Genomic DNA, 12,164 nt, shown 5'->3' with positions numbered 1-12,164 from the left:
ATGTCCACGCTCGCCGCGCATGCCCCTGCCGAATTTACCCACTGGACCGATCCGGTGCCAGATGATGCACTCGACCATATTCCCGGCGATGGTGGCTGGCCGCTGGTTGGCAACACGCTGCGGATGCTGGCCGACCCGCATGGCTTTACCGCGCGGATGATCGCGGAGCACGGGCCGGTCTATAAGAACAAGGCGTTTGGCGGCTGGAACGTCGCGCTGATCGGCGCCGACGCCAACGAACTGGTGCTGTTCGATCGCGAGAAGATATTTTCGTCAGAGCAGGGCTGGGGGCCGATCCTCGACAAGCTGTTCCCGCGCGGGTTGATGCTAATGGATTTCGACCATCACCGCGCCGATCGCCGCGCGCTGTCGATTGCGTTCAAGCCGGGTCCGATGCGGCATTATGCGGGCAGCCTGAACCGCGGAATCGCGCGTAAGGTCGAAGAATGGGGCGCAGGCGACATGCGCTTCTACCCCAAGATCAAGGAACTGACGCTGGATCTGGCGGCGGACAGCTTTCTTGGCCTGCCGTGGGGGCCGGAGGCAGATGCCATCAATCAGGCCTTTATCTACATGGTGCAGGCCTCGGTCGCGCCGGTACGCACGCCGCTGCCCTTTACCCTTATGAAAAAGGGCGTCGACGGCCGCGCTTATCTGGTCGACTGGTTCACCCGCGAAACGCACAAGCGGCGCGCCGAGGGCGGCGGGCAGGACATGTTCAGCCAGTTCGCCACCGCCACCCGCGAAGATGGCGAGTTGCTGCCGGTCGACGAGGTGGTCGATCACATGAATTTCCTGATGATGGCCGCGCATGACACCATCACCAGCTCGGCCACCACGCTGATCTGGATGCTGGCCAAACATCCCGAATGGCAGGAAAAGCTGCGGCAGGAAGTGTTGGCAGTGACCGGCGGCCCCGCTGCCGATGGCACCCCGCGCGATCTGGCTTACGAGGATCTGGGCAAGCTTGAACTGACCGAAATGGCGTTCAAGGAATCGCTACGGATCATGCCGCCGGTTCCCTCCACCCCGCGCCGCGCATTGCGCGATTTCGATTTTGGTGGGTATCGCATTCCTGCCGGAACCCCGGTGGGGATCAATGCGCAATTCGTCCACCACATGGAAGAATACTGGTCCGATCCCGAACGCTTTGATCCGATGCGCTTTATGCCCGATCAGGTGAAGGCGCGGCACAAATATGCTTGGGTGCCGTTCAGCGGCGGCGCGCATATGTGTCTGGGGCTGCATTTCGCCTATATGCAGGTGAAGATATTTGTCGCGCAGCTGCTGCCGCGATACCGGATCGAACTGGCCGAGGGGTATGAACCCAAGTGGCAGGCTTGGCCGATCCCCAAGCCCAAGGACGGGCTGAAGATCACTTTGAAAGCGCTTTAGTCTTCGCCCTCAGACGCCGGGCGCATGCCATCCGGCATACTTGGCTTCCTCGCATTGGCTCGGGCGGCCGGTCGGCCTTGCCGTCCCTATGCATGTGGACCGTTCACGCGCAAAGCCTCGCAGGGTTTGTTAAAAATCCACTGCGATGCCGTCTTTTACCCAGTCGCCATAACGGGTCGGGCTGAGCTCTTCCTCGTCCTCGCCCGGCTTGGGCTGGGGCGGGGGGTCATTGCTCCAATGCGCGGGCTTGGCGAAGGGTTCGGGGCGCTGTGTGGCACGTTTGGTCATCCTGCCAAGATGTGCGGGCTGGCCCCGTCATTCAAGTGGCTGTAGGGGCAGCCGATGGCACAGCCCCCCGGAATTCACGCGCGCCGCGCCGCGCTTCGCATCCTCGACGCCGTGATGCGTCGCGGTGACACGCTCGACACCGCCTTTGGCGCGGCCACCAAGGACGTGCGCAAGTTCGAAGACAAGGCGCTGACCCGCGCCATTGCCAGCGAAGTGCTGCGCTGGCTGACCGATCTCGACACGCTGATCGACAGCGCCACCAAGACCAATCTGCCGCCCGATGCCAAACCGCGCATGGTGCTGCGAATGATGCTGGCGCAGTGGCTGCGGCTGGACACGCCGCCGCATGCGGTGCTGGCCACCGGCCTGCCGCTGCTGGCGGGCGGACCTCGGCGGCTGGCGCATGGCGTGTTCTCCACGCTGGCCAAACGCGAAGTGACGTTGCCCGACGCGCCGACCCTGCCAGCGGAAGTGTCCGAACGCTGGGGCGAGCGTGCCGCAGCCATCGCCGCAGGCCTCGCGCATCCGCCGCCGCTCGACCTCGAACTGCGCGATAGCGCCGAGACCGTGCAATGGGCCAACCAGCTGGCGGGCGACAGTCTGATGCCGGGCCATATCCGCCTGCCGCGCGGCTCTGCGATCGAGAAACTGCCCGGCTTTGCCGATGGCGCATGGTGGGTGCAGGACCTCGCCGCATCGCTGCCCGCACGGCTGCTGGGGCCGGGCGAGGCGCGGCATGCGCTGGATTTGTGCGCCGCGCCGGGCGGCAAGACGCTGCAATTGGCGGCAGCGGGCTGGAATGTCACTGCGCTGGATATTTCCAAGCGGCGGCTGGAATTGCTGCGCGACAATCTGAAACGCACCGATCTGAAGGCCGGCATCGTCCGCGCCGATGCGCTGGGGTGGGAGCCCAAGCACCAGTTCGACGCCATCCTGCTCGACGCGCCTTGTACCGCCACCGGCACCGCACGCCGCCATCCCGATGTTCTGCACCGCATTGGCCCGCGCCAGATCGCGGAGATGGCGGAACTGCAAACCGCGCTGCTGGAGCGGGCGCAAAGTTGGCTTAAACCCGGGGGCGTGCTGATCTATGCGGTGTGCTCGCTGGAGCCGGAAGAAGGCGAACAGCAGGCACAGCGCGTCACACTCGGCCCGCTACCCATCACCGCCGACGAATTGCCCGCCGGCCTGTCACCCACCGCCGAGGGTTGGCTACGCACCGATCCCGGAATGCTGACCGAACAGGGCGGGCTCGACGGCTTCTTCATAGCCCGTTGGCGCGCGCCGGGTTGAGATGAGATTTCGCTATGGCGGCTAACGACCCGATTGCGGACATTCCGAGGGCCAGGGGTGACTGCGGGATACATGCCTGTTAGGTGAGACCGCTAATAGCGATCGGAAGTCGATCAGCCTTCAGGAGAGTATGCGTGCTTTTTCACACCATGGTCGGATCGAACGACATTGAACGATCCAAGTGCTTCTATGACACGGTGCTCGGTACCTTGGGTGCAGGCGAAGGGGCGCGGAATGTCGCCGACAGCGGCCATATCCGTCTGATCTACAATAACGGCAACGGAACGAACTTCATCGTCAGCCAGCCGATCAACGGCGAACCGGCAAGCGTCGCCAACGGCAGCACAGTTGCCTTTTCCTGCGACTCGCCCGAGCAGGTGAAGCAGCTTCACGATACCGCCGTTGCCGCTGGTGGAACCTCGATCGAAGCTCCGCCCGGACCGCGCGAAACTGCCTCCATGGGCACCATCGAACTGGCCTATTTTCGTGATCCCGACGGCAACAAACTGTGCGGAATTCATTTTCCTGCCTGATCCGTGCGGCACGGGTCTGCTTCTAAACCTAGCGGACTTCGATCATGCGATCCCGAGAATGTCCGCTTCCAACCCCAGTTGTCGCAATTCCAGCCTATCTCGGCGTGGTCTAGCAAAAACGCATCTGCCATAAACCAGCGCGTCGCCTGGCATATTGACATGATCTGCCATCAGCACAGTTGATTCTGCGATGCCCAAAAGAAGCGATAAACGCTTTCCTACAATGGTCCTTCTTTGGCAGACATCGGCTATGGCCAATTTAACCCATCCTGCAGCCCTCGGACTGGTTTGCAGGGCGGGACATGCCCAGAAAATTTTTTACTCTCTGGACCGTGTAACACCCGGTCCATGTCTCAGGAAATGGGCTCCAAAGCTGAACGAAGCAGCCGACTCAGGAGTCAGCTTTGAGGTATTTCTGAAAGCTCTTGCGCAGTTTCATCAGCTTGGGCGGGATTGTCGCCTGGCAATAGGGATTGCGCTGGCCTTCGCCTTCCCAATATTCCTGGTGGTAGCCCTCGGCCGGAAACCAGGTCGCAGGGCCTTCCACGGTGGTGGCGGCGCTTTGGCCCGCATGGTCAGCGTCCCAGCGGGCGATGGCGGCGGCGGCTTCGCTGCGCTGCGCATCGTCCAGCGGGAAAATCGCGCTGCGGTATTGGGTGCCGACGTCATTGCCCTGACGGTTGAGCTGGCTGGGATCATGCGTGCCCATGAACACGTCCAGCAGATCGGCATAGCTGATAACATCGGTGTCGAAGGTCACGCGCACACCCTCGGCATGGCCGGTGGTGCCGCTGCACACCTCTTTGTAAGTCGGGTCGGCAATCTGCCCGCCAATATAGCCGCTCTCTACCGCACTGACGCCGATCACATCGTTCATCACCGCCTCGGTGCACCAGAAGCATCCGCCTGCGATAATTGCCTGTTGCTGTGCCATTTTGTGTCTCCTTGGTCTGACCATGTAGGAAACCGCCAAGCGCTTGTCATCGGCTTGTCATCGCGTGCGCGCACGTTCACAAGGCCGCCACAAGCTTTTTCTGGGAGAGAACACTGATGCGCAAATTTTTGATGGCCACTGCTGTGGCCGCTGCAACGCTGCTGGCGGCTCCGCTGGCGGCAGATCACCACATGACGGCACCGGAGCTGACCGCCGCGCTGGCGCAGGCCAACCGCGCCGAGGACCGTGCGCGCGACCAATTCCGGCATCCCGCCGAAACGCTGGCGTTCTTTGGCGTGAAGCCCGGCATGACCGTGGCCGATTATATGCCGTCAGGCGGTTGGTACACGCGGGTGCTGGTGCCCTATCTGGGTGCAAGCGGCAGCTATATCGGACTGAACCCGGATGGTTCGACCGCCAACAACACCGGCTTTACCGAATATGCCGCCAAGCTGACGCCGCGCTTCAAGGAACTGTCGCCTGCCTGGTCATTGTCGGGCGCGCCGGTGATGGTGCACAATTCCAACGAGCTGGAACCGATGAACGGCACGGTGGACCGCGTGCTGATCTTCCGTGAAATGCACAATCTGCTGCGCAATGGCATGATGCATCAGGAACTCACTCGGATGCGCGCATTGCTGAAAGACGATGGGATGCTGGGCATTGTCCAGCACCGTGCCAAGCCTTGGGCAAACGGCGACTACACCGATGGATCGAAAGGCTATTTGCGGCAAAGCGATGTTATCGGTTTGGTAGAAGCGCATGGCTTCGCTTTGGTTGGCACCAGCGAGGTAAATGCCAATCCGATGGATGCGGCAAACCACGAGAAAGGTGTGTGGGAGATGCCGCCGGTGCTGGGGTCCAAGCGCGATGATTTGAAAAACATGGGCGAGAGCGACAGGATGACGCTTCTGTTCCGCAAGCGTTGATCAATGTAATACTGTATCATTAAGCAAGCGTTCACATTATGGCGGAAATAAGGCACCCTAGCCGCGGCATCTCGCTGCGGCTGGGGAGAGCCTGTTATGTCGCGCAAATCATTGATCCTAGTGACTGCCCTGCCGCTGGCGCTGACCGCTTGCGGGGACAAGCCTTATGATCCGCGCGGGGTCGATCATGACGAGACGCTGCTGTCCGTCAGCGCGACGGGCGAAAGCGAAGTGCGGCCCGACGAGGCGTTCTTTCAGGTCGGCATCAACAGCTGGTCAAACAGCGCGGGCAAAGCCTCTGCCGCCAATACTGTCGACATCGAAAAAGTGGTTGCCGCGCTGACCGCAGCCGGTGTGCCGGAAAAGGATATTCAGACCCGCACTGTCGGCATCCAGAAACTCGACTGGGGGCCGAAGAAGGGGCAGTTTCAAGCGAGCAATGTGGTGGCCGTGACGGTGCGCGATATCGACAAGGCGGGCGCTGCGGTGACTGCCGCGACCGAAGCCGGCGCCAATGTGCTGTCCGGTCCGGATCTGCGAATTTCCGACAGCGAGAAAGCCGCCAATGCTGCTTACGGCGAGGCGTTCAAGGCCGCCAAGGCGCGCGCGCAGGCATATGCCGATGCGGCGGATATGGAAATCTCGCGCACGCTGTCCATCCGCGATGGCGGCGGCGGGCAGGGCAACCGTTATATTCCGGGCGCACCGCCCCCGCCAGTGGCTGCGATACAAACGTCGAATGATATGGCCATGCCTGAACAGGGCGGCGGGCGCATCATGCCGGGGCAGACCACCAGCCGCGTATCGGTTCAGGTGGACTTCGCGCTACGACCGAAATAACGCATGGCTCCATGAGAGAGCTGACCCTCGCCGTTCTGCAATTGCCGCTCGCCCGCGCTGACGAGGCGGACAATATCGCCGCCGTCGCATCGCTGGTCGAAACCGCCGCTGAACAGGGCGCGCAGGTGATCCTGCCGCCCGAACTGTTCGCAGGCGAATATTTCTGCCGCGAGGAGGACGAGGCTCTGTTCGCCCGCGCACGGCCCACTGCCGAGCACCCTTCGGTGCTGGCGATGCAGCAACAGGCGGCGCGGCTGGGCGTGGCGATCCCCACCAGCTTTTTCGAGCGGGACGGGCACCATTACTACAATACGCTGGCGATGATCGGCCCCGATGGCGCGGTGATGGGCACATACCGCAAGAGCCATATTCCCGATGGGCCGGGCTATGAGGAAAAATACTATTTCCGCCCCGGCAATGACGGTTTCAAAGTGTGGGACGTGCCGATTGCGCAAGGCACGGCGCGCATCGGTGTGGGGATCTGCTGGGACCAGTGGTATCCCGAATGCGCGCGGGTCATGGCGTTGCAGGGGGCCGAAGTGCTGCTGTACCCCACCGCCATCGGGTCCGAGCCTTATGATGCCAATCTGGACACCAGCCGGATGTGGCGCCGCGCGATGATCGGCCACGCGGTGTCGAACTGTATGCCCGTCGCCGCCGCCAACCGCATCGGCCATGAAGGTCCGGCGGACCGGCAGCAAAGCTTTTACGGGCACAGCTTTATCAGCGACGAATGGGGCGATCTGGTCGCCGATTACGGCGCGCAGGAAAGCGGCGTTCTGCTGGCCACACTCGACCTGGACAGCGCGGCAAAGCACCGCGCAGGCATGGGCTTCTTCCGTGACCGCCGCCCGCAGCTTTATTCACGAATTGTCGAGGATATCTGACGATGGCGACAGGCGGGATCGACCAGCATCAGCTGGACCGCCTGTTCACCGCTGCGCTGGAGGCTGCTGCGGCCTTGGTCGAGAAGCAGGGCAAATTCCTGCCGCTGCTGTTTGAATTGCGCAAGGGCGGAGACATTCAGGCGGTGGCGGTGCTGGAAAAGGAAAGCCTCGACAGCGCGCAATCGGTGCTGGACCGCTTCGCCCAAATCCTGCGCCCGCGTGCCGCCGACGGGACGATCCGCGCGGTGGCGATTGCGCAGCACCAGTCCGGACAGATCGCGGTGCGCCTACGCGCCGCCAATTACGCCGCCGATATCGCCGTGCCCTATGATCTGGCCACCAGCGGAATCCTGCGGCGCACGCGCAAGCTGACGCTGGGCGCACTGCAAATGCAGCCAGCCGAGAACGATATTTTCGGCGCTTAACGCCCCGCAAGTTCCTTGAGCACAATTGTCCAATGGTCGAGCCCGGCATAAAACGCATCGACCCGAAGCCGCTCGTTCATGCCGTGGGCAAACATATCCTGCGCGCGGCTGGCACCGCCGCTGATGGCGACCGTGTCATAGCCAAGATTGCGGTAATGCATCCCGTCGGTGCCGCCCGATTCCATATAGGGGATGATCGGGATCGCGCTGCCATACCGTGCGGTCAGGCTCTTGGTCAGCGCCGCCAGCACATCGTCGCGCAGGGGGGATTCGGGGCTTTCGGTGGGATCGCCCAGCACGGCGAAGGTTACCTCGGCATCACCCACCACAGCTTCCAGCTCGGCCTGGGTTTTGGCGACACCATTGCCGGGGAATATCCGGCAATTGACCGTCGCAGTGACGCTTTGCGGTAGTGCGTTTTCGGCATGGCCGCCGCGCAGCATTGTGGGAATGCAGGTGGTGCCCAGCGTGCCCACAGTCTCGGGCATCGCCTGCAAAGTGGCGACCGCCGCTGCATCATCGGGATTGGCGGCAAAGGCGCGCATCGCCTCCCCTGCTGCACCCGGCATGGCCTGCCCCAGCGCCCCCAGATAGCTGCGCGTGAGCGGGGTGGCCTGCACTGCAAATCTGTGCCGTTCGATCTTGAGCAGCGCCGCCGCCAGCTGGTAAATCGCATTGTCGGATCGCGGACGCGAGGAATGGCCGCCCGGATTGGTCACGGTTAGTTCAAACGTGGCATAGGTTTTCTCCGCCGCCTGCACCCGCATTGCCTGCGGGGCGTAGTCATTGCCCAGCCCCGTGCCGCCCGCATCCGAATTCAGCACAAAGGCCGGGTCGATGCTCTTCGCCACCCACTGCGCCTGCGCCTTGGTGGAGACCATTCCGGTTTCTTCATCACCCGAGAATACCAGATAGAGATCACGGTTCGGGGTCCAGCCTTCCTGCTTCAGCCTGATGAAAGTGCCGGTCAAATTGGCGACGCCATATTTGTTGTCCATCGTGCCGCGGCCAAAGAAATACCCGTCTTCCTCGATCAGCGTGAACGGGTCGCGCTCCCAATCTTCGGGCAGGGCATCGACCACATCCATATGCGCCAGCAGCACGATCGCCTTTTCGCCAGATGACCCGTCGCCGCGATAGCGCACGACAAGTCCCTGCGTCGCTTCGCCTTCGGAATCGTAATCGCTGACCATGATATCGTCCTGCGCGAAGCCCGCTTCGGACAGCCGCCCGCCCAGATAGGCGACCATTTCGGGCACTTTGCCGTGGCCGCGTGCAGTGCGGAAGGCGATGATATCGCGGTAGATGTCATGCACGCGCTGCTCATGTTCGGTAAGCTGGCGCGGCGCCGCCGGTTGCTGCGCCACCGCTGCGCTGGTGATGGCAAGCATACTGGCGGCGATCATGGTCTTGAGGCGCATTGCGAATTCTCTCCCGGCGATTTCCAATTGCTGCGCGTGAGGCTAGGACGGGGCCATGTCCGGCGCAAGCTCCCACCGCTATCTGATCGCCTTGGGCAGCAACCAGCGCCACCCCGCCATCGGCGCACCGCGCGCGGTGCTGGCGGCGGCTTTGGGCGCGCTGGCGGAGGTCGGGGTGGAGCTGCTCGATGCTTCGCCGTTCAGTGCCAGTGCCCCCATAGGCCCTTCACAGCGCCGCTACGCCAATGCAGCCGCGCTGGTGGAGACCCCGCATCACCCGCCCGCCCTGCTGGCTGCCTTGCAGAGCATTGAGCAGGTGTTCGGCCGGGATCGGCGCGGGCAGCGCTGGCGCGCTCGAGTGCTCGATCTGGATATCGTGCTGTGGGACGGCGGGATCTGGGTCAGTGGGGCGCTGGCGATCCCGCATCCGCAGTTCCGCACCCGCGAATTCGTGCTGCGCCCCGCCGCCGCGATTGCCCCGCAATGGCGTGACCCGGTGAGCGGGTTCAGTCTGCGCCAGCTGGCGGCGCGGCTGGCCCGTCGGCGCGCGCTTTCTCGATAACAAAGCGGCCCATCACCAGCGCATCCATATCGGTGCGCAGGAAGCAGTCGAGCGCCTGTGCGGGCGTATCGACCACTGGCTCGTTCTCGTTGAAACTGGTGTTCAGCAGCATTCCGTGCCCGGTACGCCGCTTCATCGCGGTCAGCAGGCGGAAAAACAGCGGATTGTTGTCCTCTGCCACGCTTTGCAGCCGCCCAGTGCCATCGACATGGGTGACCGCCGGAAAGGTTTCGCGCCATTTCTCGCGGAATTTGACAACGTGCATCATGAACGGGCTGTCGATGTCCTGTTCGAAATAGCGGCTGACATCGGCGCGCAGCAGGGCGGGGGCGAACGGGCGGAAGTTTTCGCGCCGCTTGATCTTGCGGTTGATCCGCTCTTTCATGTCTGGGATCGCCGGATTGGCCAGGATCGAGCGATTGCCCAGCGCGCGCGGTCCCCATTCGCTGCGGCCCTGATACCAGCCGGTGACTGCGCCGCCCGCGATCAGCTCTGCTGCGATCTCCACAGCCTCATCCGCGCTGGCGCATTCGCGCACCGGCAATGTGCAGCCGTCCAGCGCGCGGCGGATGGCTTCATGGCCATGCTCCGGCCCCCAGAAGGCGTGGGTCATATGAAACCGCTCGGGCCGGCTCAGCTTCTCGTGCCAGCAATGGAAGGCCGCGCCCACCGCCGTGCCGTCATCCGATGCGGCGGCGTGCAGATAGGCGTGCCCAATGGGAAAGTCGCGATAGGCGCGGGCATTCATAACCCCGTTGAGTGCGCAGCCGCCCGCCATTGCCAGCCGGGTCAGCGGCACGCGGTCGCCAAGCGAAGTCAGGCATTGCGACACCGCGCGTTCGAACATCGCCTGCGTTGATCGCGCGATATCCATCTCGCGCTGTGTCACCGGATCCTCGCGCCGCCGGGGCGGACCAAACAGCTGCTCCAGCGCGGCGGAGTAGATCGTCCCCATCCGCAGCTGGCCCGCGGCATTGACCTCGGAAGCCGCCAGCCCGTTCCACACATCGAGATATTTGCCGTCGACACGGTACCAGTCGGTGCCCTCCAGCCGCACGATCCGCGCCATTTCGGCGGCGTAACGGTCATGACCATAGGGGGCCAGGCCCATCACCTTATACTCTTCGCCGAATAGGTCGAAGCCGATGAACTGGCACAATGCGGTGTAGAAATGCCCCAGACTGGCGGGCAGCGTCACCTTATCCAGCACTTCGATACGTGTGCCTTCACAGCGCGCCGCCATGCCGCTGACGAAATCGCCCGACCCGTCAATCGAGAAACCCGCTGTCGCCTGCTCGAACGGGGAGCAGTAATAGGCGCTGGCGATGTGGCTGACGTGATGTTCGACGAAATGGCTTTCCGCCATCACAAGCGCCGGGTCCATATCGCAGGCATGCGCCAGCAATTCGGTCAGCCCCAGTGTCGCCTTGTGACGCCGCAGCGCGCTGGTCACGGCATTGATGCCGTTGGCAGGCTTGGCCAGCAAATATCGCAGCTTGGCCGCGCGATTGGCGCTGGTCTGCCGCCCCATCGCCACATGGCTGACGTCGGCCAGCGTAATTCCGGCGTCGGCCAGCAAATGCCGCACCGCATAGGCGGGAAAGTCGGCGGTATGCTTTTGCCGCGCACCCAGCCGCTCCTCCGCCACTGCGCCCACCAGCTGTCCGTCAATGACCAGACAGGCCGAGGCATCGGGGTGAAAAGCGGCAAGTCCCAGGATCGCAGTCATCACCTGAAGCTTTTGCACTTCGCGCTGCGATTTACCAGAAGCCGCAGAAACTCCCGCAAGTCCGCTTGACCCGGCGGCGCGGTCTATCTAGTGGCACGCCGGTGGTCGGGCCCTTAGCTCAGTCGGTAGAGCAACTGACTTTTAATCAGTAGGTCGCTGGTTCGAACCCAGCAGGGCTCACCACCCATTGTCTTTCAACGACTTAGCGTTGTTGCGATGCAGATTGTCTCACACATTTGTCTCGCAGGGTCATGGCGCTCCATCCAAATCGAAAAACCGGCCATAGGCGGCGTCGCGGCCGCGAAGCTCGACGTCTTGCGCGTGATCGCAGAATCTTCGCGAAACTGCGCCTCTTGGTGGGAGAGGCGGAGCGTCGTCATGCCCAATTTGACGAGCCTGTCGAAGCGCTATCAGTCTTCTATGGGAAACAGGACCGACCGGCTTCATGGGAATTGTCTCCGTTTCCTATGCGGGTTCAAGAGAACGGGAGACCTATGCCCAAATGGGAAGACCTGTCACAATGGATGAAGGTGACCATGGCTACGGTGGTCTGTCATGAATGGGACCTGCTGACCTTCAACATTAACCTGCACCCTGACCTAGAGGCTAAGCTGGTAGCGAAGGGCACTTTGGACTTGTAACGGTTTTGTGCCGGTCACTGATCTCATTATGCCACTTTGGCTTCGAATGCGAGCGGGCTGATGCCGCCCAGATATGAATGGCGGCGGCGGGTATTGTAGAACCCGTTGATGTACTGGAAGATGGCGGCCTCGGCTTGTCGCCGTGTTGGCCAGCTCTGCCGCCAGATTAGTTCCGCCTTCAGGCTTTTGAAGAATGTCTCGACAGAGGCGTTATCATAGCAATTACCCTTGCCGCTCATCGATGGCCGCAGGCCGTAAGCCTGCAGCATCTTTTGATAATCGTAGGA

13 protein-coding genes and 1 tRNA gene are annotated in these 12,164 nt (G+C 62.5%); 9 read left to right on the top strand and 5 right to left on the bottom strand.

The genetic code is table 11. The annotated features are described in order from the left end of the window. Positions 1-1,395 carry a cytochrome P450 gene (locus tag FEV51_RS10090; protein ID WP_138618553.1) on the top strand — a complete coding sequence of 465 codons (1,395 nt, stop codon included), beginning with the start codon at positions 1-3 and terminating at the stop codon, positions 1,393-1,395. Between the two features lie 129 nt (positions 1,396-1,524). On the opposite strand, the gene FEV51_RS10085 is transcribed toward FEV51_RS10090, so the two are convergent. Further along, a complete protein-coding gene (locus tag FEV51_RS10085; protein WP_138618551.1) occupies positions 1,525-1,683 on the bottom strand; it encodes a DUF1674 domain-containing protein in 159 nt (52 codons plus the stop codon). Between the two features lie 54 nt (positions 1,684-1,737). Between FEV51_RS10085 and FEV51_RS10080 the strand changes: the two genes are divergently transcribed. Continuing rightward, positions 1,738-2,976, top strand: a complete 1,239-nt coding sequence (locus tag FEV51_RS10080; protein ID WP_138618549.1) for an RsmB/NOP family class I SAM-dependent RNA methyltransferase — start codon at positions 1,738-1,740, stop codon at positions 2,974-2,976. A 134-nt stretch (positions 2,977-3,110) separates the two neighbouring features. After that, complete coding sequence (locus tag FEV51_RS10075) at positions 3,111-3,509, top strand: VOC family protein (protein WP_138618547.1); 399 nt, start codon at positions 3,111-3,113, stop codon at positions 3,507-3,509. A 391-nt stretch (positions 3,510-3,900) separates the two neighbouring features. On the opposite strand, the gene msrA is transcribed toward FEV51_RS10075, so the two are convergent. Then, complete coding sequence (msrA, locus tag FEV51_RS10070; RefSeq protein ID WP_138618545.1) at positions 3,901-4,443, bottom strand: peptide-methionine (S)-S-oxide reductase MsrA; 543 nt, start codon at positions 4,441-4,443, stop codon at positions 3,901-3,903. 116 nt (positions 4,444-4,559) lie between these two features. Between msrA and FEV51_RS10065 the strand changes: the two genes are divergently transcribed. The 4 genes from FEV51_RS10065 (at position 4,560) to FEV51_RS10050 (ending at position 7,524) form a co-directional block, all read left to right on the top strand. After that, positions 4,560-5,372, top strand: a complete 813-nt coding sequence (locus FEV51_RS10065) for a class I SAM-dependent methyltransferase (protein ID WP_138618543.1) — start codon at positions 4,560-4,562, stop codon at positions 5,370-5,372. 96 nt (positions 5,373-5,468) lie between these two features. After that, the gene (locus tag FEV51_RS10060) at positions 5,469-6,212 is read left to right on the top strand and encodes an SIMPL domain-containing protein (protein ID WP_138618541.1); all 744 of its coding nucleotides are present in this window, start codon (positions 5,469-5,471) and stop codon (positions 6,210-6,212) included. An 11-nt stretch (positions 6,213-6,223) separates the two neighbouring features. Beyond that, complete coding sequence (gene aguB / locus FEV51_RS10055) at positions 6,224-7,099, top strand: N-carbamoylputrescine amidase (RefSeq protein ID WP_138618539.1); 876 nt, start codon at positions 6,224-6,226, stop codon at positions 7,097-7,099. Positions 7,100-7,101: 2 nt separating this feature from the next. Further along, on the top strand, positions 7,102-7,524 hold the full coding sequence (locus tag FEV51_RS10050; protein ID WP_138618537.1) for a hypothetical protein: 423 nt from the start codon (positions 7,102-7,104) through the stop codon (positions 7,522-7,524). Here the strand turns inward: FEV51_RS10050 and FEV51_RS10045 are convergent. Continuing rightward, positions 7,521-8,945, bottom strand: coding sequence for a M20/M25/M40 family metallo-hydrolase (locus FEV51_RS10045; RefSeq protein WP_138618535.1), 1,425 nt, complete (start codon positions 8,943-8,945; stop codon positions 7,521-7,523). The two genes, FEV51_RS10050 and FEV51_RS10045, sit on opposite strands and share 4 nt — an antisense overlap. Positions 8,946-9,000: 55 nt before the next feature. Between FEV51_RS10045 and folK the strand changes: the two genes are divergently transcribed. Further along, entirely contained in the window at positions 9,001-9,507 is a 507-nt protein-coding gene (gene folK / locus FEV51_RS10040; RefSeq protein WP_138618533.1) for a 2-amino-4-hydroxy-6-hydroxymethyldihydropteridine diphosphokinase, read from the top strand. On the opposite strand, the gene FEV51_RS10035 is transcribed toward folK, so the two are convergent. Continuing rightward, positions 9,452-11,236: a carbamoyltransferase family protein gene (locus FEV51_RS10035; RefSeq protein WP_138618531.1), complete on the bottom strand. Its 1,785-nt coding sequence runs from the start codon at positions 11,234-11,236 to the stop codon at positions 9,452-9,454. The two genes, folK and FEV51_RS10035, sit on opposite strands and share 56 nt — an antisense overlap. Positions 11,237-11,343: 107 nt before the next feature. Here FEV51_RS10035 and FEV51_RS10030 point away from each other — a divergent pair. Beyond that, positions 11,344-11,419, top strand: a tRNA-Lys gene (locus FEV51_RS10030). A gap of 484 nt (positions 11,420-11,903) precedes the next feature. Here FEV51_RS10030 and FEV51_RS10025 read toward each other — a convergent pair. Continuing rightward, positions 11,904-12,164 (bottom strand): IS3 family transposase (locus tag FEV51_RS10025; RefSeq protein WP_138615238.1); only part of this gene is annotated, 261 nt, incomplete at its 5' end.

Source organism: Qipengyuania marisflavi, from assembly GCF_005884405.1.
In the GTDB taxonomy this organism is placed as follows: Bacteria; Pseudomonadota; Alphaproteobacteria; order Sphingomonadales; family Sphingomonadaceae; genus Qipengyuania; species Qipengyuania marisflavi.
This window is presented reverse-complemented; position numbering and strand designations above follow the sequence as displayed.

Bases quoted from the DNA above. Each gene is read 5' to 3' on its own strand.
- FEV51_RS10090 (WP_138618553.1), top strand. From the start codon at position 1: ATGTCCACGCTCGCCGCGCATGCCCCTGCCGAATTTACCCACTGGACC.
- FEV51_RS10085 (WP_138618551.1), bottom strand. From the start codon at position 1,683: ATGACCAAACGTGCCACACAGCGCCCCGAACCCTTCGCCAAGCCCGCG.
- FEV51_RS10080 (WP_138618549.1), top strand. From the start codon at position 1,738: ATGGCACAGCCCCCCGGAATTCACGCGCGCCGCGCCGCGCTTCGCATC.
- msrA (WP_138618545.1), bottom strand. From the start codon at position 4,443: ATGGCACAGCAACAGGCAATTATCGCAGGCGGATGCTTCTGGTGCACC.
- FEV51_RS10065 (WP_138618543.1), top strand. From the start codon at position 4,560: ATGCGCAAATTTTTGATGGCCACTGCTGTGGCCGCTGCAACGCTGCTG.
- FEV51_RS10060 (WP_138618541.1), top strand. From the start codon at position 5,469: ATGTCGCGCAAATCATTGATCCTAGTGACTGCCCTGCCGCTGGCGCTG.
- aguB (WP_138618539.1), top strand. From the start codon at position 6,224: ATGAGAGAGCTGACCCTCGCCGTTCTGCAATTGCCGCTCGCCCGCGCT.
- FEV51_RS10050 (WP_138618537.1), top strand. From the start codon at position 7,102: ATGGCGACAGGCGGGATCGACCAGCATCAGCTGGACCGCCTGTTCACC.
- FEV51_RS10045 (WP_138618535.1), bottom strand. From the start codon at position 8,945: ATGCGCCTCAAGACCATGATCGCCGCCAGTATGCTTGCCATCACCAGC.
- folK (WP_138618533.1), top strand. From the start codon at position 9,001: ATGTCCGGCGCAAGCTCCCACCGCTATCTGATCGCCTTGGGCAGCAAC.
- FEV51_RS10035 (WP_138618531.1), bottom strand. From the start codon at position 11,236: ATGACTGCGATCCTGGGACTTGCCGCTTTTCACCCCGATGCCTCGGCC.